Source organism: Halomonas terrestris, from assembly GCF_049166755.1.
Taxonomy (GTDB): domain Bacteria; phylum Pseudomonadota; class Gammaproteobacteria; order Pseudomonadales; family Halomonadaceae; genus Halomonas.
Genome location: NZ_JBMHFZ010000008.1, coordinates 146,746 through 168,244, shown reverse-complemented (window position 1 = coordinate 168,244; position 21,499 = coordinate 146,746). Strand labels below are relative to the sequence as shown.

General features: G+C 68.6%; 16 protein-coding genes and 1 pseudogene. 3 read left to right on the top strand and 14 right to left on the bottom strand.

What is annotated here, in order from left to right; all coding sequences use genetic code 11:
* The 3 genes and pseudogenes from ACOMD9_RS10350 to ACOMD9_RS10340 form a co-directional block, all read right to left on the bottom strand.
* A pseudogene (locus ACOMD9_RS10350) lies at window positions 1–219 on the bottom strand (aldehyde dehydrogenase PuuC); the annotation flags it as partial.
* Complete coding sequence (locus ACOMD9_RS10345) at window positions 216–1,619, bottom strand: aspartate aminotransferase family protein (protein ID WP_421414442.1); 1,404 nt, start codon at window positions 1,617–1,619, stop codon at window positions 216–218. The pseudogene ACOMD9_RS10350 and the gene ACOMD9_RS10345, both read right to left, overlap by 4 nt.
* A 28-nt stretch (window positions 1,620–1,647) precedes the next feature.
* Complete coding sequence (locus ACOMD9_RS10340) at window positions 1,648–2,415, bottom strand: gamma-glutamyl-gamma-aminobutyrate hydrolase family protein (RefSeq protein ID WP_421414440.1); 768 nt, start codon at window positions 2,413–2,415, stop codon at window positions 1,648–1,650.
* Between the two features lie 261 nt (window positions 2,416–2,676).
* On the opposite strand from ACOMD9_RS10340, the gene ACOMD9_RS10335 reads away from it, so the two are divergent.
* Window positions 2,677–4,053 carry a glutamine synthetase family protein gene (locus tag ACOMD9_RS10335; RefSeq protein ID WP_421414437.1) on the top strand — a complete coding sequence of 459 codons (1,377 nt, stop codon included), beginning with the start codon at window positions 2,677–2,679 and terminating at the stop codon, window positions 4,051–4,053.
* A 70-nt stretch (window positions 4,054–4,123) separates the two neighbouring features.
* On the opposite strand, the gene ACOMD9_RS10330 is transcribed toward ACOMD9_RS10335, so the two are convergent.
* The 3 genes from ACOMD9_RS10330 to ACOMD9_RS10320 all read right to left on the bottom strand — a co-directional run bounded on the left by ACOMD9_RS10330 (window position 4,124) and on the right by ACOMD9_RS10320 (window position 7,081).
* On the bottom strand, window positions 4,124–4,699 hold the full coding sequence (locus tag ACOMD9_RS10330) for a glycine zipper 2TM domain-containing protein (protein ID WP_421414435.1): 576 nt from the start codon (window positions 4,697–4,699) through the stop codon (window positions 4,124–4,126).
* A 264-nt stretch (window positions 4,700–4,963) separates the two neighbouring features.
* Window positions 4,964–5,881, bottom strand: coding sequence for a methylenetetrahydrofolate reductase (locus tag ACOMD9_RS10325; protein WP_421414432.1), 918 nt, complete (start codon window positions 5,879–5,881; stop codon window positions 4,964–4,966).
* A 3-nt stretch (window positions 5,882–5,884) separates the two neighbouring features.
* Window positions 5,885–7,081 carry a glycine cleavage T C-terminal barrel domain-containing protein gene (locus ACOMD9_RS10320; RefSeq protein WP_421414429.1) on the bottom strand — a complete coding sequence of 399 codons (1,197 nt, stop codon included), beginning with the start codon at window positions 7,079–7,081 and terminating at the stop codon, window positions 5,885–5,887.
* Window positions 7,082–7,373: 292 nt separating this feature from the next.
* Here ACOMD9_RS10320 and ACOMD9_RS10315 point away from each other — a divergent pair, with 292 nt between their 5' ends.
* Window positions 7,374–9,941 carry a GcvT family protein gene (locus ACOMD9_RS10315; RefSeq protein ID WP_421414427.1) on the top strand — a complete coding sequence of 856 codons (2,568 nt, stop codon included), beginning with the start codon at window positions 7,374–7,376 and terminating at the stop codon, window positions 9,939–9,941.
* Window positions 9,942–10,077: 136 nt separating this feature from the next.
* Here ACOMD9_RS10315 and ACOMD9_RS10310 read toward each other — a convergent pair whose 3' ends face one another.
* On the bottom strand, window positions 10,078–11,124 hold the full coding sequence (locus ACOMD9_RS10310; RefSeq protein WP_421414425.1) for a GlxA family transcriptional regulator: 1,047 nt from the start codon (window positions 11,122–11,124) through the stop codon (window positions 10,078–10,080).
* A 193-nt stretch (window positions 11,125–11,317) separates the two neighbouring features.
* Here ACOMD9_RS10310 and ACOMD9_RS10305 point away from each other — a divergent pair, with 193 nt between their 5' ends.
* A complete protein-coding gene (locus ACOMD9_RS10305; RefSeq protein WP_421414423.1) occupies window positions 11,318–13,051 on the top strand; it encodes a formate--tetrahydrofolate ligase in 1,734 nt (577 codons plus the stop codon).
* Between the two features lie 2 nt (window positions 13,052–13,053).
* Here the strand turns inward: ACOMD9_RS10305 and ACOMD9_RS10300 are convergent, their stop codons facing one another.
* From ACOMD9_RS10300 to ACOMD9_RS10270, 7 genes are all read right to left on the bottom strand, one after another.
* Window positions 13,054–14,346 carry an NAD(P)/FAD-dependent oxidoreductase gene (locus ACOMD9_RS10300; RefSeq protein WP_421414421.1) on the bottom strand — a complete coding sequence of 431 codons (1,293 nt, stop codon included), beginning with the start codon at window positions 14,344–14,346 and terminating at the stop codon, window positions 13,054–13,056.
* Between the two features lie 37 nt (window positions 14,347–14,383).
* On the bottom strand, window positions 14,384–15,214 hold the full coding sequence (locus ACOMD9_RS10295; RefSeq protein ID WP_421414419.1) for an ABC transporter permease subunit: 831 nt from the start codon (window positions 15,212–15,214) through the stop codon (window positions 14,384–14,386).
* Between the two features lies 1 nt (window position 15,215).
* Window positions 15,216–16,127 carry an ABC transporter permease subunit gene (locus ACOMD9_RS10290; protein WP_421414417.1) on the bottom strand — a complete coding sequence of 304 codons (912 nt, stop codon included), beginning with the start codon at window positions 16,125–16,127 and terminating at the stop codon, window positions 15,216–15,218.
* Between the two features lie 33 nt (window positions 16,128–16,160).
* On the bottom strand, window positions 16,161–17,336 hold the full coding sequence (locus ACOMD9_RS10285) for an ABC transporter ATP-binding protein (RefSeq protein ID WP_421414416.1): 1,176 nt from the start codon (window positions 17,334–17,336) through the stop codon (window positions 16,161–16,163).
* 62 nt (window positions 17,337–17,398) lie between these two features.
* Window positions 17,399–18,502 (bottom strand): polyamine ABC transporter substrate-binding protein, encoded by a 1,104-nt coding sequence (locus ACOMD9_RS10280; protein WP_421414413.1) that lies wholly within the window; start codon window positions 18,500–18,502, stop codon window positions 17,399–17,401.
* A 154-nt stretch (window positions 18,503–18,656) separates the two neighbouring features.
* On the bottom strand, window positions 18,657–20,003 hold the full coding sequence (locus tag ACOMD9_RS10275; protein ID WP_421414411.1) for a glutamine synthetase family protein: 1,347 nt from the start codon (window positions 20,001–20,003) through the stop codon (window positions 18,657–18,659).
* 50 nt (window positions 20,004–20,053) lie between these two features.
* The gene (locus ACOMD9_RS10270; protein WP_465249809.1) at window positions 20,054–21,346 is read right to left on the bottom strand and encodes an NAD(P)/FAD-dependent oxidoreductase; all 1,293 of its coding nucleotides are present in this window, start codon (window positions 21,344–21,346) and stop codon (window positions 20,054–20,056) included.
* Window positions 21,347–21,499: the final 153 nt, after the last annotated feature.

Here is a 21,499-nt window from a genome sequence, read left to right as displayed (position 1 = left end):
GGCCGCCCGGGCATGGCCCGCGGCGAGCTCCGCATCGGCGGCATCGCAGCTGGCCACCCGCGCCAGGGTCTCGCCGGTGGCGGGATTGATCGTCTCGAAGGTCTCGCCGCTCACGGCATCGACGAAGGTGTCGTCGACGAAGGCACGACTCTCCAGGGTCAGGCTGGCGGCCAGGGCCTGCCAGTCGGCCAGCGTCTTGGGGGGTTCGGGACGGCTCATGCGGGTCTCTCCTCGGTATGCGGTTCGTCGGCGGCCCTCGCCGTCAGGCACCGGGCGGTCTCGTCCAGCGCCTCGCGGGCCAGGGTCACCAGTTCATCGATCTGCTCGCGGGTGATCACCAGGGGCGGGGCGATGATCATCGTATCACCCACCGAGCGCATCACCAGGCCACGGCGGAAGCTGATGTCGCGACACAGGTTGCCGGCGGCCAAGGCCTTGTCGAAGCGCTCGCCGCTGGCCGGGTCGATGAGCTCGAGGGCCCCCATCAGTCCCAGCGAGCGCGCCTCGCCGACGAGGGGATGGTCGGCCAGGGTGGCCCAGCGGCGCGCCAGGTAGGGCCCCAGCTCGTCGCGGACCCGCTCGATCACCCCCTCGGCCGCCATGATCTCGAGGTTCTTCAGCGCCACCGCGGCACACACCGGGTGGCCGGAATAGGTGAAGCCGTGGAAGAACTCGCCCCCCTCCTCGATCAGGGTATCGGCGACCCGGTCGCCGACCAGCACCCCGCCGATCGGCAGGTAGCCGGAGGACAACCCCTTGGCGATGGGCATCAGGTCGGGCTTCAGGTCGTAATGCACGCTGCCGAACCACTCGCCCAGCCGACCGAAGCCGCAGATCACCTCGTCCACCACCAGCAGGATATCGTACCTGGCCAGCACCGCCTTGACCGCCGGCCAGTAGCTCTCCGGTGGCATGATGGCGCCGCCGGCGCCCTGCACCGGTTCGGCGATGAAGGCCGCGACGTTCTCCTCGCCGAGCGCCAGGATCTTCTCCTCGATGGCCGCCGCGCACTGGCGGCCGAAGGCCTCGGGGCTCGTGTCATGCCCCTCGCCAAACCGCCCTTCACCAAACCAATAGGGCTGGCGCACATGGGCGATCTTCGGTACGCAGGGGCCACCCTGGTCGTGCATGGGCGCCATGCCGCCGAGGCTCATGCCGGCCACGGTGGAGCCGTGATAGCCGTTCTCCCGGCCGATCACCCACTGCTTCTCGGGCCTGCCCTCGAGCGCCCAGTAGCGCCGTACCATGCGCAGCACGGTGTCGTTGGCCTCGGAGCCGGAACCGGTGAAGAAGACGTGATTGAGGTGCGCCGGCGCCAGCGCACAGAGCGTCTCGGCGAGCTTCACCGCCGGCGGGTGGGTGGTCTTGAAGAAGGTGTTGTAGTAGGGCAGCCGGCGCAGCTGCTCGGTGGCGGCCGTCACCAGCTCCTCGCGCCCGTAGCCCAGGTTGACGCACCACAGGCCGGCCATGCCGTCGAGGATTCGATGGCCCTCGGCGTCGTGGATGTAGACCCCCTCGGCGCGTTCGATGATGCGGCTGCCCTCCTCGCCCAATGCCTTGAAGTCGGTGAAGGGGTGCAGGTGGTGGGCACGATCCAGTGCCTGAAGCGAATGCGACATGATGACTCTCCGGGTCGGGACGACGGCCTCAGGCGTCGACGGCGGGTGACGGGATGCGGGCACCGCGATGGACCTGGCAGGCCGCGGCGAAGGCCCGGAACAGGGCGTCATGGAGCGGATGCTCGCGGGGCTTCCATTCGGGGTGCCACTGCACCGCCAGGGCGAAGCCAGGGGCATCGGCGACCGAGATCGCCTCGACAAGCCCGTCCGGCGCCAGGGCCTCGGCGACGAGCCCCGGCCCCAGCTCGGCGATACCCTGCTGGTGCAGGGAGTTGACCCGGGCGCTCGGCCGGGGATAGAGCGTCGAGAGGACGCCGCCGGGCAGGATCGACAGGTCATGGGCCGGGGCATAGCGGGCCTCTCGATCGCCCTCCGGCTCGCGATGGTCGAGCAGGCCGGGCACCCGCTGCACCGCCTGGTGAAGGGTGCCGCCGAAGGCCACGTTGAGCTCCTGGAAGCCGCGGCAGATGCCCAGCAGCGGCAGCCCCAGGTCGAGGGCGGCGGGAATCCAGTCCAGCGCCGCGGCATCGCGATGGGGGTCATCCCGGGTGTTCTCCGGGGCACGCTCGGCACCGTATCGCTGCGGCTCGACGTTGGTGTAGCTGCCGGTGAGCAGCAGGCCGTCGAGCGACGCCAGCAGCTCGCTCTCCACGGCGTCCTTCCACACCGGCAGGATCACCGGCGCCAGGCCATAGTCGCGCAGGGCACTCGGGTACTTGTCGGTGACCGTGTGGGCGGGATGCCCCTCCACCTCGCGGCGACAGGCGATCACCCCCACCAGGGGCCGGCTCGGCATGGCACTCTCCTCCTCGTTCATTGCGCGCCCAGATGTTATGCTTTGCTCAACATAACCCGGACAACATCACCTGCCAACCCGACCGGATCGACAACTTCATCCTCCATGATCAATTGAAATATCGGGATTGGGCGCCAGGCACCCGGCACTCACGGGGAAGCTCACCGCCTGCCGGCCGGGACACCGTTCGTAAAGTATTTGACAACACCGAGGGAGAAATCAAAGATATCGCATAGCCAATGAACAACATGAAGGTGCACCATGCCGTCTCACTCTGCCGATGAAGCCCGGCACTTTCTCGACCGGCACCCGGAGATCGACAGCATCGACCTGCTGATCAGCGACCTCAACGGGGTGATGCGCGGCAAGCGCATTCCCCGCGACAGGCTGGAGAAGGCGTGCCGCGATGGTGTCAACCTGCCGGCCTCGGTGTTCGCCCTGGATATCAACGGCAACACCATCGAGGAGACCGGCCTGGGACTCGCCAGTGGCGATGGTGACCGGGTCTGCCGGACGATACCCGGCACCCTGGCGCCCAGCCCCTGGCTACGTGCGGGTCGCCAGGCACAGGTGCTGATGACCATGGTCGAGGTGGATGAATCCCCCTTCTTCGCCGACCCACGCCAGGTGCTGCGCCGAGTGCTGCAGCGCCTGAAGAGGGCCGGCCTGACCCCGGTGGTCGCGGTGGAATTGGAGTTCTACCTGGTCGATCGACTACGCACCGCCGAGGGCCTGATCCAGCCACCCTGCTCGCCGGGCAGCGGAGAACGGGCGACCCAGAGCCAGCTCTACTCGATACTCGAGCTCGACGAGTACGCCGACTTCCTCGAGGACATCCGCACCGCGGCCCTCGCCCAGGGGCTGCCACTGGACACGGCCCTCAAGGAGTGTGCCCCGGGGCAGTTCGAGGTCAACCTGGTCCACTGTGACGACGCCCTGGCAGCCTGTGACAGCGCCGTGCTGCTCAAGCGGCTGATCAAGGGCGTGGCCCTGACCCACGGTTTCGAGGCCACCTTCATGGCCAAGCCCTACGGCCAGGAGGCCGGCAACGGCACCCATGTACACATCAGCCTGCTCGACGAGAGCGGTACCAACGTCTTCGCCGCCGAGGATGGCGCTCCCCTGGGCACCCCCCGGCTGCAACAGGCGATCGCCGGCCTGCTGGCCCTGATGCCCGCCTCCATGGCGATCTGCGCGCCCAACCTCAACGCCTTTCGCCGCTTCCAGCCCGGGCTCTATGTGCCCATGGCACCGACGTGGGGCTACGACAACCGCTCGGTGGCCCTGCGCATACCCTCGGGCCCCAACGTGGCACGCCGCATCGAGCATCGCGTCGCCGGCGCCGACGCCAATCCCTACCTGCTGCTGGCCGCGCTGCTGGCGGGGATCACCCACGGCCTGGAGCAGCGCCTGTCGCCGCCGCCGGCCGTGACCGGCAACGCCTACGAGCAGTTCGAGCCCAGCCTGACCAACAGCTGGCACCAGGCCCTCGAGCTGCTCGAGGCCGACGCCGTGCTGGGGGAGGCGCTGGGTGGTGACTTCCTGCGGGTCTTCGTGGCCAATCGCCGCGCCGAGCGCGCCCAGGCCATGCAGGCGGTCAGCCGACTGGAGTACGACTGGTACCTGCGCCACGTCTGACAGGTCGCTGCCCCCATGTGACGACGCCCCGGCGACTGGCCAGGGCGTCATTCTCTTCCGGCGGGACGGTTCAGCCCTCGCTGGCGACCACCGCCTGCCACTGCGGTCGCCCCTCCTCGAGCAACACCCGGTCGCCCTCGGGCGGGCTGTCCAGGCGGCTGGTCCGGGTCACCTCGCCATGCTGCCAGGTGACCTCGTAGCCCTCGGTCTCCTGATGGGTATCCACCACGGTATGGCACTGCCGCTGGGTGGTCTGGGACGGGGCCGCCTGGGCCCGCTGGTTGGCTTCGATGCGCCCCTGGACCTCGCGGCCGGCCAGGCCACCGCCCACGGCACCGGCCACGGTGGCCAGCTTCTTGCCGCTGCCACCGCCCACCTGGTTGCCGAGCAGGCCACCGACGATGGCCCCGGCCGCGGTGCCGACGATGCGGTTGGGGTCCCGACTGGGCGCCTGGCTGGGTGCCTGGCTAACCACCACGTCCTCGCACACCTCGCGGGGCGTCTCCACGGTGCGGGTCAGCGCCTCGACCCCGACGATCTCGGCATACTGCGGGCCGCTCTCCTGCTGGACCTGCCAGGCCCCGAAGGCGAGGCCCCCCAGGCCCAGTACGGCCAGCGTGGTACCGACCATGATCGACTTGCTCATCTGTCACCTCCTTGGGACGCTCGGGCGTCTCTTGCGATGATGGGGCATCGGCTCCGGGAGATGCATGACACGGGAAGGATTGCGATATCGAAGTGGCGCCTCCTGCGCCCCCTCGAAGCGATGCACCGAGTATATGCCGCCCGGAGGGCAAAGACAGCGGCGGAAGGTGACTTCCATATTCTCTGACCAGCCGTCGGTGAATGGAGACAGCCCCGCCCTGCCCTGACACCGCATCCTCGCGGCCACGCCAGGCGGGCGGGGAGGTCAGCCGGGCTGGTCGGCGATGGTCGCCGGCGCCGCCGGCGACCCGAGTCCGCTCCAGGCGCAACGCGACGCATGGAGTTCGTCGAGCCAGGCGCGGGTGGGGCCCACCTGGTTGAAGGTGTAGACATGCAGGCCGGCGATCCCCCTGTCGCCGTCCCCCAGTGCCGCCAGGAGCCCCTGGAGGAGATCGTCGGGACGGTAGACGGCGGGTTGCAGCAGCCGTCCGACCAGCCCCTTGCGGCGGCCGAGCATCCGGGTCGAGGCCCCGAGGCCGATGCGCCTGGCCACCGACAGGAGCCGGGTGCGGTCCATCACGCCCGGGATACCCACATGGACCGGCAGCGACATGCCGGACTGGCGCTGCCGTTCGAGCCAGGCCAGTACCGTCGAGGGCTCGAAGCACATCTGCGTGACGGCGTAGTCGGCCAGCGCCGCCTTGGCGTCGAGGACCCGCTGCAGGGCGAGGTCGTCGAAGTGGTGGTGGCCCTCGGGGTAGGCGGGCACCCCGAGGCGCGCGGGCCTTGCCGACATGGCCGCCATGGCCTCGAGGAGCTCCACGCCTCCGGCGTACTCCCCGGCCGGGCGGCCGGCATCCCCGCCCACCACGAAGCAGTCATCGATGCCGGCGGCCAGCATGCGCTCCACCAGGCGTCGCAGGTGGGCCGGGTCGCGAACCAGGCGAGCGGCGATATGGGGCACCGCCCGGAAGCCCGCTCCCATCAGCCACTCGGCGGCCTCCAGGGTCCGCTCGAGGCCGTGTCGCGGCGAGCAGGTGACGGTGACCACCGCACCGGGAGGCAGCTCCCGGGCCGCCTCCGGCATGCCCTTGATCGGCAGCAGCTCGTAGCGGGGGGCGGCCAGGGCCGCACAGCAACTGCCTGTCTCCTCGACGGTGGTTAACCGCAGCAGGTCATTCATGGCTCAGCCCTTGGGGATTTCCTTGCGTGGATCATGGAACGGCTTCGGCACCACCACGGCATCCTGCATCCCGGTATTGGCCTCGATACGCAGCGCCGTGCCGAGCTCGGCATGGGCCGTCGGCACCATGGCGTAGCCGATGTTGCGATCCTGGCGCGGCGAGTGGGTGGCCGAGGTCACCTTGCCGATGCGTTCGCCGGCGGCGTCGTACACGGGGAAGACGTCGATCATCGAACCGTCGGTGAAGTGGCCGACGCTGGGGCCATCGATCTCCACGCCCACCAGCTTGCGCGACACCCCCTCGGCCTTGATGCGCTCCAGCGCCGCGCGGCCGATGAAGTCGTCATCGCCTCGCAGGTCGACCATCCAGTCGTACCCCATGCCCACCTCGAAGGGATTGGTGTCGTACCAGATGTCGCAACCGAAGGCGAGGATCCCCCCCTCGATGCGGCGGATGTGGCAGGGGCCGATGACCTGCATCTGATGGGGACGACCGGCCTCGAAGACCCGTTGCCACAGCCGCTCGCCGTGGAGGCTGGCGTCGCGGAGATAGATCTCGTAGCCGATCTCGCCGGAATAGCCCGTGCGCGAGACGACCACCGACATGCCCTCCAGCTCCGCCTCCATGAGGTGGTAGTAGGGAATCTCCAGTACCCGTTCGCCGAACAGGTCCACCATCACCTGCTTGGCCTTCGGGCCCTGGACCTGCACGGGTGCCACGTCCACCTCCCGGATGGTGACGTCCATGCCCGAGTTATGGGCCAGCCCCTGGCACCACAGCAGCACGTCGCTGTCGGCCAGGGACAGCCAGAAGCGGTCCTCCTCGGTGCGCAGCAGCACCGGGTCGTTGATGATGCCGCCGTCGGCCGCTGTGACGAAGACGTACTTGCACTGCCCGACTCGGCACTGGCGCATGTCGCGGGGTACCAGCATCTGGGTGAAGGCGAAGGCGTCCGGGCCCGAGATCTCGATCTGCCGCTCCACGCCGACGTCCCAGAGGGTGACGCCCTGCACCAGGGCCCAGTACTCATCCACGGGATCGGTATACAGCCGCGGGTGGTAGTGGTGGTTGTAGACACTGTACTTGCGCACCCCGTGGCGACGGGACGCATGGAAGAACGGCGACTTGCGGATGCGCGGATAGAGCAGTATTTCCGGCGCCGCAGCGGTGTGCTCGATGCTCTCGATGACCTGGGACATGATCGTTGCTCCTCTCGACATTCCAGACCTGTACCGGTTGGCCTCGGACGGACAGCGGAGGGTCGTCCTTGCATCGAAGCTAGCGCCGGCGGCACCGCCTCGTGACACCAGCGGCGACGGCCACTTAGGTGGCTGCGACACGCCCCCTGTCGACGCCGGGTCCGCGAGCGCCGGCCTGTCGCTGCAACGCAAGTCGGGGTCGTCGCGGGATAGCAGACGGTCCGGGCCTGCATTATGTTGAAGCCAGGGAGCAGGACCGGGTCGGCGGGCGGGTCACCACAGGAGAGCACTCATGGCGACACTACCCAAGCGCGCGAATGCGGTGATCATCGGCCAGGGGGGCATCGTCGGCGCCTCGGTGGCCCACCACCTGATCGAACTGGGGTGGGAGGACCTGGTGGGACTCGACAAGTCCGCCATTCCCTCGGACATCGGCTCCACCTCCCACGCCTCCGACTTCTGCTACATGACGTCCCACGACAAGATGTCGTGCTACACCACCACCTACAGCCGGCGCTTCTACGAGCGCCTGGGGCACTACCAGCGCGTGGGCGGCCTCGAGGTGGCACGCGTGGGCGACGACGAGCGCATGGCGGAGCTGAAGCGCAAGGTCGCCTCGGGCAAGGCGTTCGGCACCAATGTCCGACTGATCGGACCCGACGAGGTCGTCGAACGCTTTCCCCTGGCCCGCCGGGAGCTGATCCAGGGCGCCCTGTGGGATCCGGACGCGGGGCTGGTGGTGCCCCGCTCGCAGCAGGTGGCGGGCGAGCTGATCGAGCAGGCGGTCGCCTCGGGCCGGCTCAGCACCTTCGCCGACACCCCCGCGCTGGACATCGACATCCAGGATGGCCGCGTGCGTGGCGTGCAGACCGCCAGGGGCTTCATCGAGACACCGGTGGTGATCGTCACCTCGGGGATCTGGGGACCGATCCCGGCCGCCATGGGCGGCGCCGCGCTGCCGCTGATGCCGGTGGAGCACCCGCTGATGTTCTTCGGCCCCTTCGAGGCCTTCACGGGTACCGGCAAGGAAATCGGCTATCCCCTGTTCCGCGACCAGGGCAACTCGGCCTACATGCGCGACACCGGCGACCCGGCCACCACCGAGGGCGGGCAACTCGAGTGGGGCTACTACGAAGCCAGCTCGCCACGCCTGGTACGCCCCACCGACATCCTCGAGCGCGACCAGGCCCGGCTGTCGCCCTCCATGCGCGACCTGGACCTCGACCAGGTCATGCACGCCTTCACCCGTGCCGTGGAGCTCACCCCCGTGCTCGGTGAACTGGGCTGGGACGAGAAGCACTCCTTCAACGGCCTGCTGTCGGTCACCACCGATGGCGGTTCCCTGGTCGGCGAGTCGCCGGAGACACGCGGCCTCTGGTTCTGCGAGGCGGTATGGGTCAAGGATGGTCCGGGCATGGGCAAGGTGCTGGCCGACTGGATCACCAGGGGCAAGCCCGAACTCGACCCCTTCGGCATCGATATCGCGCGCTTCTACCCGGTGCAGAAGACGCCGGCCCATGTCGAGGGGCGCTGCCTCGAGATCGCCAGGAAGATCTACGACCCGCCGGTTCACCCCCGCGAGCCCTTCGAATCCGGCCGCGACCTGCGACGCGGCCCCTTCTGGCCAAGGGAGAAGGAACTCGGCGGCTACTTCATGGAGGCGGCGGGCTGGGAGCGCGCCCACGGCTATGCCGCCAACGAGGAGCTGCTCGAGCGCTACGGCGACCGGGTGCCCGAACGCCCCGCCGAGTGGGACGGCCGCCATTTCTGGCGGGTCTCCAATGCCGAGCACCTCGCCCTGAGCGAGGACGTGGGCATGATCAACCTCTCTCACTTCGCCATCTTCGACGTCTCCGGGCCCGACGCCGAGACGCTGCTGGAGACCCTCTCGGTGGCCCGGGTGGGCGGCGAGACACCGCTCGGCAAGGGGGTCTACACCCACTTCCTCGACGCGGCCGGCGGCGTGCATTCCGACCTCACCGTGATCCGACTGGCCGCCGACACCTTCCGGGTGGTCTGTGGCGGCGACACCGGCCATCGCGACTACGTGTGGATGACACGCCTGGCCGAGGCCAGGGGGCTGGAACGGATCCACATCGAGGACCGCACCGACACCCTGGCCACCCTGGGGCTGTGGGGACCCAATGCCCGCCGCACGCTGCAGGCACTCGCCGACGACCCGCAGGCACTCGACAACGAGCGCTTCCCCTTCGCCACGGCCCGGGAGATCCGGGTACGCGGGCTGCCGATCTGGGCCTTCCGCATCTCCTACGTGGGCGAACAGGGCTGGGAACTCTACACGCCGTTCAGCTACGGGCTGACCCTGTGGGACCTGCTCTTCGAGCAGGACGTGACACCCGTGGGCATCGAGACCTACGCCAACAGCCGCCGGCTCGAGAAGAGCCTGCGGCTGCAGAACGTCGACCTGCTCACCGAGTACAACCTGTACGAGGCGGGGCTGGCACGCCCCAGGGTCAAGCCGGTGGACTTCCACGGCAAGGCCGCCTACCTGGCACAGCGCGAACGGGAGCACCAGCCGGCCTACCTGTGCACCCTGACCCTGCGGCAGAACCACGATGCCCAGGGCATGCCCCGCTATCCGGTGGGGCACTCGCCGATCCTCGATCCGGCCAGCGGCGAGGTGCTGGTGGACAGCCTGGGTCGCCGTTCCTACGTGACGAGCATCGCCTATGGCCCCTCGGTGGGCGAGATCATCGCCCTGGGCTACCTGCCGGTGGAGCATGCCCGGGTGGGCCATACGCTCCTGATGGAGTACTTCGGCGAGCACTATCCGCTGCGCGTCGAGGCGGTCGGCCACCGCGCCCTGTACGACCCGGAGAATCACCGCCCGAAGGGCTAGGCGCTGTCCGAATATTGGCTGCGCTCGACCATCCGGTGTCAAGCATCGGCGCCTGGCGTCTCGCCGATCGTCGCCTGGCTCGCCGCCTTCCCGGACGGTGCCTGGTCGCCTCCGCTGGCGACCGCGCCCCCGGGGGTCACCCCTCCCCGGGAGGAGCAAGCGGCGCCGACGACTCGGCGTGCTGGGTCGCGACATCCGTCGCCCGGTCACTGCGCCGCTTGCGCTCGCGGCTGGGCGAATGACCGTAACGGTCGTGGTAGCACTTGGTGAAATGCGGCGGGGAGATGAAGCCGCACGCCAGGGCGACGTCGGTGATCGGCATGTGGGTCTGTCGCAGCAGCAGGCGCGCCCGCATCAACCGCAGCTCCATGTAGTACTTCAGCGGCGGGCAGTCGACATAGCGCTGGAACAGCCGCTCCAGCTGCCGCCGCGACAGGTCGGCATAGCTCGCCAGTTCGTCCAGGGACAGCGGCTCCTGCAGGTTCGACTCCATCAGGGTCGCCACCTCCTCCAGCTTGGGGTGGCTGTGGCCGAGGCGCACCCGCAGCGGGTTACGCTGGTGGTCTCCCACGCCCCGGATCCGCTCGTGGATGAACTCCTCGGCGATGGCCTCGGCCAGCTCCAGGCCCTGCTGGCGGGCGATCAGGGTCAGCATCATGTCCAGCGGGGCAATGCCCCCGGAGCAGGTATAGCGGTCGCGGTCCATGACGAACAGCTGCGAGGTGAAGGTCACCTCGGGAAACATCAACGCCTCGTGGATGCTCGAGAAGTGCTCCCAGTGCAGGGTGCAGCGATAGCCCTTGAGCAGGCCCGCCTGGGCGAGCACGTAACCACCGGTGCAGACCGCCCCCAGGGGAACGTGGCGGGCGGCCAGGCGCCGCAGCCAGTTGAGGGTGGGGCGGTCACAATGGTGCTGCACGTCCATGCCGGCACACACCACCACGAGGTCCAGCGGCGGCGCCTCCTCCATGACATGGTCAACCCCGGTGGCCAGGTCGCTGCTGGCCCGCACCGGAGCGCCGTCCCGGCTGACCAGGTGCCAGGTGTAGAGCCGACGGTCGGTGAGATGATTGGCCATGCGCAGGGGTTCCAGCGCCGAGGAGAAGGCGAGCTGGGAGAACCCCGGCACCAGCAGGAAGCCGATCTCGTAGTGACCCTTCCCCGGTGTGGCAATCGACGACATCGCGCCTTCCTCCCGGAACCGTGTCCTCTACTTTAACGACAGTCGATCCACGCGGATAGTTGCGCGGTCCCGGTGTCGCTGTAGCCAAGTCCGTTGACGTCGGTGGGCAAATCCAGCCACCCGACGCCACGGATACTGAGCGTAGCAGACCCCCACCCCACCCGACCCGGTCGATACCCCAGGAGGCTCGGCGATGACCACCACTCCGCAAGCCGTCGTAGACGAACAGCCATCGATACCGGACAACCTGACCATCGCCCGCACGGCCCGGCTCTGGCCCATCGAGGAGATCGCCCACCGCATGGGCTTGCCCGGCGAGGCCGTGGAGCCCTACGGGCGGGGCGTGGCCAAGCTGGACCTGGGTGCCGAGCAAGCCCTCGCCGGGCGCCCGCGAGCTCGCTACGTGGTGGTCTCGGCGATCACCCCCACCCCGCTCGGCGAAGGCAAGACCACCACCTCCATCGGCCTCGTCCAGGGGCTGCAACTGCTCGGCCACGCGGCCACCGTCGCCATCCGCCAGTCCTCCATGGGGCCGACCCTGGGCATCAAGGGCGGCGCCGCCGGCGGCGGCTATAGCCAGGTGGTCCCCATGGAGCGCATCAACCTGCACCTGACCGGTGACATCCATGCGGTCACCGCGGCCCACAACCTGCTCGCCGCGATGGTGGACAACCACCTCCACCACCGCCACGGTGCCGACCTGGACCCGCAGAACATCCGCTGGCAACGGGCCGTCGACATCAACGACCGGGCGCTGCGCAGCATCGTCCTGGGCCTCGGCCCTCGCACCGACGGCATACCCCGCCAGGGCGGCTTCGAGATCACCGCCGCCTCCGAAGTCATGGCGGTGCTCGCCCTGGCCGACTCCCTGCCGGACCTGCGCCGGCGCCTGGGCCGGATGGTGGTGGGCTACACCCGGTCCGGCGAGCCGGTCACCGCCGAGGAGATCGGCGCCGCCGGTGCCATGACCGCCCTGCTCAAGGAGGCGATCAAGCCCAACCTGCTGCAGACCCTGGAGCACGCCCCGGCGCTCATCCATGCCGGGCCTTTCGGCAACATCGCCCACGGCAACTCCTCCATCGTCGCCGACCGGATCGGCATCCACGGCGGGGACTACCTGGTCACCGAGGCGGGCTTCGGCGCCGACATGGGCGCGGAACGCTTCTTCAACATCAAGTGCCGCGCCTCGGGATTGACGCCGGACGCCGCGGTGCTGGTGGTCACGGTGCGGGCGCTGAAGTATCACTCCGGGCGCTACCGGGTGGTGCCCGGCAAGCCGCTCCCCGCCGCCATGCAGGCGGAGAACCCGGAGGACGTGCGCGCGGGTGCCGCCAACCTGATCAAGCAGATCGACAATATCCGTGTCCACGGGGTGACGCCCGTGGTGGCCATCAATGCCTTCCCGAGCGACTTTTCCAGCGAGCATGCCGTCATCCGTGACGTCGCCGAGGCCGCCGGGGTCCGCGCCGCGGTATCGACCCATGTCCGCGATGGCGGCAACGGCGCCCTCGAGCTGGCCCAGGCCGTCGCCGAGGCCGCCGAGAGCGGAGGAGACTTCCACTTCCTCTATCCGGAATCGATGACGCTGGCGGCCAAGATCGAACGCATCGCCACCCGGCTCTACGGTGCCGACGACGTCGCCTTCTCGCCCGAGGCCCGCCGCCAGCTCGAGGCCTACCAGGAGCAGGGCCATGGCGGCCTACCGGTGTGCATCGCCAAGACCCACCTGTCGCTCTCCTCGGATCCGGCGCTGCTCGGCGCCCCCGTCGGCTGGACCCTGCCGATCCGCGAGGTGCGACTCTCCGCCGGGGCCGGCTTCCTCTATGCCCTGGCCGGCGACATCCGCACCATGCCCGGGCTGGGCGCCGATCCGGCTGCCGCCCATATCGACATCGACGACCACGGCGAGATCACCGGGCTGTTCTGAACTCAGACGCCGAGCCGGTCGCGGGTCGCGTAGTACCAGGCGCCCAGGGCCGAGAGCGGCACCCGCAGCAGGCGCCCGCCGGGAAACGGCAGGTGGGGAATGCCGGCGAAGGCGTCGAAGCGCTCGCCCTGGCCGTGCATCACCTCGGCGATCAGCCGCCCGGCCAGGTGGGTGCAGGTGACACCGTGTCCGGAGTAGCCCTGGGCGTAGTAGACGTTGCCGTTGACCACCCCGAACTGGGGCAGGCGGCTCAGGGTCATCAGGAAGGTCCCGCTCCAGGCGTGGTCGATCCGGACGTCGGCAAGCGACGGAAAGGTCCTGAGCATCTTGGGCCGGATGACGCCCTCGATGTCGGCAGGGTCGTCGCCGCCGTAGTTGACCCCGCCGCCGTAGAGCAGGCGGTTGTCGAGGGTCAGCCGGTAGTAGTCGAGCAGGTAGTTGCAGTCCTCGACCGCCATGTCGTTCGGGATCAACTCCCGGGCGAGTGCTTCCCCCAGGGGCTGGGTCGTGATGATCTGGGTGCCACAGGGCATCGACTTGCCCTCAATCTCGGGCAGCACGCCCTGCAGGTAGGCATTGCCGGCCATCACCACCCGTTCGGCGCGCACCCGGCCGCCTGGCGTCGTCAGCACCACCGGTTCGCCGTGGACCACCTCGCTGACCGGGGACTGCTCGAAGATGCGCCCGCCCAGGGACTCCAGCGCCGCGGCCTCGCCCAGCACCAGGTTGAGGGGATGCAGGTGACCGCCACCATGGTCCACCAGGGCCCCCACGTAGCGCTCGGAGGCGACCTCGCGCTTCACCGCCTCGCCCTCCAGCAGCTCCAGCTCGCGGTAGCCGTAACGCTTCCACAGCGCCTGGTGCTCGCGAAGCCCCTCGAGCTGCTTGCGGTTGCAGGCGGCGAAGAGGTTGCCGTCGCGGAGGTCGCAGTCGATGGCGTACTGCTCGACCCGCTCGCGGATGATGCGGTTGCCCTCGAAGGCCATGTCGCCCAGGGCACGGGCGGTATCCAGGCCGTACTTCGCCTCGATCACGTCCATGTCGCGGCTGTAGCTGTTGACGATCTGGCCGCCGTTGCGGCCGGAGGCACCGAAGCCGACGCGGGAGGCCTCGAGCACCACCACGGAGAGGCCCTTCTCGGCCAGGTGCAGGGCGGACGAGATGCCGGTGAAACCGGCTCCCACCACGCAGACATCGCACTCGAGCTCGCCCGCCAGTGCCGGGCGCGCCGGGGCGGGGTTGGCAGAGGCGGCATACCAGGAAGCGACGTGCTCCCGGGGCAAGGTGTCGCTCATCGATTCACTCCTCGAGACACAATCGGGCCGAGTCACGTCAGGCCTCCTGCCGGGCCACGGCCAGGCGGCGGCGAGCCTCGCTGCGCCGCATCAGGTACCAGGCGATGAAGGTCGCCAGCGACACGGCCAGGATGATCAGGGTGGCCAGGGCATTGATCTTGGGCGATACCCCCATGCGCACCGAGGAGAACACCACCATGGGCAGGGTGGTGGCCCCGGGGCCGGAGACGAAGCTGGCGATCACCAGGTCGTCCAGCGACAGGGTGAAGGCCAGCAGCCAGCCGGCGGCCAGCGCCGGTGCGATCACCGGCAGGGTGATCTGGAAGAAGGTCCTGACCGGCGGGGCGCCCAGGTCCATGGCCGCCTCCTCGATGGAGCGATCCACCTCGCGCAGTCGCGACGACACCACCACCGCCACATAGGCGCTGCAGAAGGTGGTATGGGCGATCCAGATGGTGGCCATGCCGCGGTCCGCCGGCCAGCCGATGACCTGGGCCATCTGCACGAACAGCAGCAGCAGCGACAGGCCGGTGATCACCTCGGGCATCACCAGCGGCGCGGTGACCATGCTGGCGAGCGCCGTCTTGCCGCGGAACCGCGCAAACCGCACCATCACGAAGGCCGCCAGGGTCCCCAGGCAGACCGCCATGGTCGCCGCGAAGAAGGCGATGCGCAGGCTGGTCCAGACCGCCGCCAGGATCTGGCGGTCGCGCAGCAGCTCCAGGTACCAGTGGGCGGAGAAGCCGGCCCAGACCGTCACCAGCCGCGACGAATTGAAGGAGTAGATCACCAGGATGACCATCGGCAGGTAGAGGAACAGCAGGCCGAGGATCAGCATCAGGGTGGGAAACGACGGACGCCTTGTCATGTCACTCCTCCAGTTCGCGTGACTGGTAGCGATGGAACAGCGCGATGGGAATGACCAGCAGCGCCAGCATCACCATGGCCAGCGCCGAGGCCACCGGCCAGTCACGGTTGTGGAAGAACTCCTCCCACAGCACCTTGCCGATCATCAGGGTGTTGGGGCCGCCGAGCAGCTCGGGGATCACGTACTCCCCCACCGCAGGAATGAACACCAGCATGGAGCCGGCGATGATCCCGCCCTTCGACAGCGGCAGGGTCACCTTGAGGAAGGTGTTGATCCTGCGCGAGCCGAGGTCCGAGGCGGCCTCGAGCAGGGAGAGGTCGAGGCGGGTCAGGTTGGCGTAGAGCGGCAGGATCATGAACGGCAGGTAGGCGTAGACGATGCCCAGGATCACCGCGAAGTTGGTGTTCATCATGCGGATCGGCGCATCGATCAACCCGGCCCACAGCAGCAGGTTGTTGACCAGGCCGGTGTTGCTCAGGATGCCCATCCAGGCGTAGACGCGGATCAGGAACGACGTCCAGGAGGGCAGCATCACCAGCAGCAGCAACACCAGCTGCCAGTGGGCCGGGGCCCGCGCCATGGCATAGGCCATGGGGTAGCCGATCAGCAGGCAGAGCACCGTGGAGAGCAGCGCGATCTTCACCGAGCTCCAGTAGGCCGCCACATAGAGCGAGTCGGACATCAGGAAGAGGTAGTTCCCCAGGTTCAGGGCAATGTTGAGGGTCTCGGCGCTGAAGTCGATCAGCGCGCTGTAGGGCGGCACCGAGATCGCCGCCTCGGAGAGGCTGATCTTCAGCACGATGGCGAACGGCAGCAGGAAGAACAGCGTCAGCCACAGCAGCGGCACGGCGATGACCCAGCCACGGCGTGGCCGTAAGAGCCGCTGCAGGCGCTGGACGAAGGAGGGCGTCATGGGCGGTCTCCCGGGAGGATCCTCTGGCGGGGCTCAGTCATGCAATACCACGGCACTGCGGTCGTCCCAGTGGATGAACACCGGCTCGTCCCAGCTCGGCCGGTCGCCGCGCCGCTCGACATTGGTCATGCTGACCTTGACCAGGTGACCCTGCTCGGTACGCACGAAGTAGACCGAGAGCCCGCCCAGGTAGGCGATGTCCTCCACCGTGCCGGCTGCCCAGTTGGTCTCGCCCTCGGGCCGCTCGCGGGTCAGCCAGGTCTTCTCCGGGCGCACCGCCACCCACACCCGACGCTCGTCGGCCTGGGTGCTGACCCCGTGGCTGATGTAGATCTGCCGCCCCAGCTGGGGGCTCTCGATGATGCAGTGGTCGGCCTCGTCGGCGACGATCTCCCCCTCGAAGAGGTTCACGGTACCGACGAACTCGGCCACCATGCGGCTCGCCGGGCTCTCGTAGACGTCCATGGGCGTCCCCACCTGGGCGATCCAGCCGTCGGACATGATGGCCACCCGGTCGGCCATGGTCATCGCCTCCTCCTGGTCGTGGGTCACCATGATGCAGGTCACCCCGACGCGCTCGAGGATCTGCACCACCTCGAGCTGCATCTCGGTACGCAGCTTCTTGTCCAGGGCCCCCATGGGCTCGTCGAGGAGCAGCAGCTTGGGCCGCTTGGCCAGCGAGCGCCCCAGGGCCACGCGCTGGCGCTGGCCGCCGGAGAGCTGGTGGGGCCGGCGCCTGGCGAAGGCCTCCATGTGCACCAGCCGGAGCATCTCGGCCACCCGGTCACGGATCTCCTGCCTGCCCAGGCGGTCCTGCTTGAGGCCGAAGGCGATGTTCTGTTCCACCGTCATGTGGGGGAAGAGCGCGTAGGACTGGAACATCATGTTGATCGGCCGCTCATGGGGCGGCATGGCGGTGATGTCCTCGCCGTCGAGGAGGATCTGCCCCTCGCTGGGCTTCTCGAAGCCGGCCAGCATGCGCAGCAGCGTCGACTTGCCGGAGCCGGAGCCGCCCAGCAGGGCGAAGATCTCGCCGCGCCGGATCGACAGGTTGACGTCGTCCACCGCCAGCTCGCCGTCGAAGCGCTTGCTGGTGCGGCGAATCTCGACCAGCGGCTGGTCGCTGACCTGCCGACCGGGGAGCTTCACGGGGCGGTCCTCGGGCACGCCCTGGACCTGCGCCGGGGCCGAAATCGGGAATGGTGCCATCGCAGCGTCTCCAGACAATCTCTCGAAGGGCGGCCGGCCCCCACGGAGCCGGCCGAAGCGGCTCAGCGACCGGACTTCACGCGATTCCAGGTGCGGGTACGGACGCGCTGCACGGCCAGTGGCTTCTCTTCCGCCACGTAGAGGTTGTCCATCACCGCCTGGTCGGGATAGATGGCGGGATCCTCGAGGATCTCCGGATCCAGGTATTCGTTGGCTGCCGCGTTGGGGTTGGCGTAGATCACGTATTCGGTGATGGCGGCGGCGATCTCGGGCTCGAGGATGAAGTTGATGAAGGCGTGGGCGTTGTCGGGATTCGGCGCGTCGGCGGGAATCGCCATCATGTCGAACCACAGCGCCGCGCCCTCCCTGGGAATCGAGTAGGCGATGGTGAAGTCGCGCCCGGCCTCCTCGGCCCGGTCGGCGGCCTGGAAGATGTCGCCGGAGTAGCCCGCCGCCACGCAGATGTCGCCGTTGGCGAGATCGGAGATGTAGCGCGAGGAGTGGAAGTAGGTGATGTTGTCGCGCACCGCGGCGATCAGGTCGCCGGCCGCCTCGAGGTCCGCGGTCTCCTCGGAGAGCGGCGAGAGCCCCAGGTAGGCCATGGCCGGCGAGAGCATCTCGTCGCCGGAGTCGAGCATCGAGATGCCGCACCCCCCCTCGTTGAGGGCCGTGGTGATCTCGGGGTCGAAGATCAGCGCCCAGGAGTCGGTGGGGGCATCCTCGCCGAGGATCTCGGTGACCCGCTCGACGTTGTAGCCGATCCCGTTGGTGCCCCACATGTAGGGGACCGAGTAGCGGCTGCCCGGGTCGACGTACTCCAGGTCGTCCATCAGGTCCGGGTTGAGGTTGGCCATGTTGGGCAGCTTGTCGTGGTCCAGCTCCAGGTAAACCCCCGCGCTGATCTGGCGGGTCAGGTAGTGGTTGGAGGGCACCACCACGTCATACCCGGAACGCCCCGAGAGCAGCGCCGCCTCGAGCACCTCGTTGCTGTCGTAGACGTCGTAGACCACCTCGATGCCGGTCTGCTCGGTGAACCGCTCGAGGGTGTCCTCGGCGATGTAGTCGGACCAGTTGTAGATCCGGACCTCGTTGGCCTGGGTGGCACCGGCGGCCATCGTCAGGGTGGCGGCCGCCACGGCCAGGGAGAGTCGTTGCATGCGCATCATCACTGTCACCTCGTTCGCCATTTCTTGTTCTCGGCCGACCACCAGCGGGACGACCGACACCTCCCCAGCGTCATCACCGCGTCAGCCGCCGGCTTCGACGCTGGGGACGGGCGGCACCCACCGTGCCGCCGACCTGCTCTTTCGACTCGATGCCTCAGACACTCAGCAGCAGGAACTCCCGCTCCCAGGAGCTGATCACCCGCTTGAAGTTCTCGTTCTCCACCCGTTTCACCGCCACGTAGCCGGTGACGAACTTGCTGCCCAGGTAGCTGGCCAGTTCCTCGCAATGCTCCATGCGCTCGAGCGCCATCTCCAGGGTGAAGGGCAGGCGCAGGTTGCGTCGCTCGAAGGCCCGCCCCTGAACCGGCGCCGAGGGATTGATCCCCTCCATCATGCCGATATAGCCGCACAGCAGGCTCGCCGCGATGGCCAGGTAGGCATTGGCGTCGGCCCCCGGCAGGCGGTTCTCCACCCGGCGGTTCTGGGGGCTGGAGTCGGGCACCCGCAGTCCGCAGGTGCGATTCTCCTCGCCCCACTCCACGTTCACCGGCGCCGAGGTGTCGGGCAGGAAGCGGCGGAAGGAGTTGACGTTGGGCGCCATCAGCGGCAGCGCCTCGGGGATGTACTTCTGCAGCCCGCCGATGTGGTGCAGGAACAGCTGGCTCATGGTGCCGTCGTCGTTGGAGAAGACGCTGCGGCCGGTCTTCGCGTCCAGCACGCTCTGGTGGATATGCATGGCGCTGCCCGGCTCGTTGGTCACCGGCTTGGCCATGAAGGTGGCGGCCACGTCGTGCTTGAGCGCCGCCTCGCGCATGGTGCGCTTGAACAGGAACACCTGGTCGGCCAGTGCCAGGGGAGCGCCATGACGGAAGTTGATCTCCATCTGGGCGGTGCCCTCCTCGTGGATCAGGGTGTCGATGTCGAGCCCCTGGGCCTCGCACCAGTCGTACATGTCCTCGAACAGCGGATCGAACTCGTTGGCCGCGTCGATGGAGAACGACTGGCGGCCGGTCTCCTGGCGCCCGCTGCGACCGATGGGGGGCTGCAGCGGCAGGTCCGGGTCCTCGCAGCGCTTGGTCAGGTAGAACTCCATCTCCGGCGCCACCACCGGCCTCCAGCCCTGCTCGGCGTAGAGCGCCAGCACCTTCTTGAGCTGGTTGCGCGCCGACAGCTCGATGGGGTTGCCCATCTTGTCGTAGCAGTCGTGGATCACCTGGGCGGTGGGCTCCAGTGCCCAGGGCACCGGGTAGGCGGCGGACGAGTCCGGCTTGCAGATCATGTCGATGTCGGCCGGGTCGAGCAGCGAGTAGTAGATGTCGTCCTCGACGTAGTCACCGGTCACCGACTGCAGCAGCACGCTCTCCGGCAGTCGCATGCCCTTCTCGGCGACGAACTTGGAGACCGGGGTGATCTTGCCGCGAGCGATGCCGGTGATGTCGCTGACCAGGCACTCCACCTCGGTGATGCGTCGCTCCTTGAGCCAGCTTTCCAGGTCTTTCATGCGAACCTCGTGTCATGCCCTCGTCGGGCGGATGCATTCCCGGCGACCGCTCAGAGTCGATCGCGCAGCTTGTAGAAGGTGGTGGCCAGCAGCAGCAGCGGCGTGCGCAGACGCTCTCCGCCGGGGAAACGACGGTGCGGCATGGCGGCGAACACATCGAAGCGTTCGCTCTGCCCGGACACCGAGTCGGCCATCAGCTTGCCGGCCAGGCCCGCCAGCGCCATGCCGTGGCCCGAGTAGCCCTGGGCATAGTAGAGATTATCGTCCAGCCGCCCGAAATCGGGTGCCCGGTTGAGGGTGATGGCCACCTCTCCCCCCCAGCGGTAGTCGATGCGCACGCCGCGCAGGATCGGGAAGAGCCGCGCGATCTTGGCATCCATGCGCGCCTGAAGCCCGCGCGGCTCGCGGCCGGTATAGCTCACCTCGCCGCCGTAGATCAGTCGCCGGTCGGCCGACAGGCGGTAGTAGTCGAGCACGAAGTTGGCATCGGACAGGGCGTCGTTGCGCGGCAGCACCTGACTCGCCCGCTCGACCGACAGCGGCTCGGTGGCGATGATGTAGTTGGCGGCACGCATGACCCGCCCCGCGAGCTCGGGCACCAGGCCGCTCTGGAAGGCGTTGGTGCCCATCACCACGAAGTCGGCCCTGACGCAGCCCCGGTCGGTGGCCACCACGGCGGGCTTGCCGCGACGTATCTCGATCACCGGGCTGCCCTCGTGAATGGCGGCACCGGCCTCGCGGGCGGCCCGGGCCAGGCCCAGGGTGTAGTTGAGCGGATGCAGGTGGCCACCCTCGCGGTCGAACAGGGCACCCGGGTAGGCCTCGGTGACCACATGTTCGCGCAGGGCGTCGCCCTCGAGCCAGGATAGCGCCGGGTAGCCGTAGTCCCGTGCCAGGCGGTCGCGAAAGGCCAGCAACTCCCGGACATGCCGCGGCTTGACGGCGGCGTGCAGGTACCCCCAGGCCAGCTCGCAGGGAATGGCATGGCGCTCGACTCTCTCCGCGGTGAGGCGCACCGCCTCGCGGCTCATTTCCCAGATCTCCCGGGCGCGCTCGAGCCCCAGTGCCTGCTCCACGGTGGCGATGTCGGTACCGAGCCCCGGCAGGATCTGTCCACCGCTGCGCCCGGAGGCGCCATGGCCGATCCCCGACGCCTCCAGCAGCACCACCGTATAGCCGCGCTCGGCCAGGTGCAGGGCCGCCGAGCAGCCGGTGACGCCGCCCCCGATCACGCAGACATCGGCACGCACCTCGCCCTCCAGGGGCGGGCAGGGACCGAGGTCGACGGACACGGAGGCGCGGTACCAGGAGGCGGGGTGTTCCGACGGCGCCTTGGCGGTCATGCGGAAAGCCTGTGTGTTCATGCGCGCTGCGCTCGTTGTTGTTGGAAGCCTGGACAGCCCGAAGGGCCGATGAGGTGCCCTCAGTTTGACACCAGGGCAGCGTCGAATGTCAAGTATTTAATAACGCCCGATGGCCTGGCTCCGGCAACCCCC

Excerpts from the sequence above, each read along its gene's own strand:
- ACOMD9_RS10345 (WP_421414442.1), bottom strand. The coding sequence starts at position 1,619 with ATGTCGCATTCGCTTCAGGCACTGGATCGTGCCCACCACCTGCACCCC.
- ACOMD9_RS10340 (WP_421414440.1), bottom strand. The coding sequence starts at position 2,415 with ATGCCGAGCCGGCCCCTGGTGGGGGTGATCGCCTGTCGCCGCGAGGTG.
- ACOMD9_RS10335 (WP_421414437.1), top strand. The coding sequence starts at position 2,677 with ATGCCGTCTCACTCTGCCGATGAAGCCCGGCACTTTCTCGACCGGCAC.
- ACOMD9_RS10330 (WP_421414435.1), bottom strand. The coding sequence starts at position 4,699 with ATGAGCAAGTCGATCATGGTCGGTACCACGCTGGCCGTACTGGGCCTG.
- ACOMD9_RS10325 (WP_421414432.1), bottom strand. The coding sequence starts at position 5,881 with ATGAATGACCTGCTGCGGTTAACCACCGTCGAGGAGACAGGCAGTTGC.
- ACOMD9_RS10320 (WP_421414429.1), bottom strand. The coding sequence starts at position 7,081 with ATGTCCCAGGTCATCGAGAGCATCGAGCACACCGCTGCGGCGCCGGAA.
- ACOMD9_RS10315 (WP_421414427.1), top strand. The coding sequence starts at position 7,374 with ATGGCGACACTACCCAAGCGCGCGAATGCGGTGATCATCGGCCAGGGG.
- ACOMD9_RS10310 (WP_421414425.1), bottom strand. The coding sequence starts at position 11,124 with ATGTCGTCGATTGCCACACCGGGGAAGGGTCACTACGAGATCGGCTTC.
- ACOMD9_RS10305 (WP_421414423.1), top strand. The coding sequence starts at position 11,318 with ATGACCACCACTCCGCAAGCCGTCGTAGACGAACAGCCATCGATACCG.
- ACOMD9_RS10300 (WP_421414421.1), bottom strand. The coding sequence starts at position 14,346 with ATGAGCGACACCTTGCCCCGGGAGCACGTCGCTTCCTGGTATGCCGCC.
- ACOMD9_RS10295 (WP_421414419.1), bottom strand. The coding sequence starts at position 15,214 with ATGACAAGGCGTCCGTCGTTTCCCACCCTGATGCTGATCCTCGGCCTG.
- ACOMD9_RS10290 (WP_421414417.1), bottom strand. The coding sequence starts at position 16,127 with ATGACGCCCTCCTTCGTCCAGCGCCTGCAGCGGCTCTTACGGCCACGC.
- ACOMD9_RS10285 (WP_421414416.1), bottom strand. The coding sequence starts at position 17,336 with ATGGCACCATTCCCGATTTCGGCCCCGGCGCAGGTCCAGGGCGTGCCC.
- ACOMD9_RS10280 (WP_421414413.1), bottom strand. The coding sequence starts at position 18,502 with ATGATGCGCATGCAACGACTCTCCCTGGCCGTGGCGGCCGCCACCCTG.
- ACOMD9_RS10275 (WP_421414411.1), bottom strand. The coding sequence starts at position 20,003 with ATGAAAGACCTGGAAAGCTGGCTCAAGGAGCGACGCATCACCGAGGTG.
- ACOMD9_RS10270 (WP_465249809.1), bottom strand. The coding sequence starts at position 21,346 with ATGACCGCCAAGGCGCCGTCGGAACACCCCGCCTCCTGGTACCGCGCC.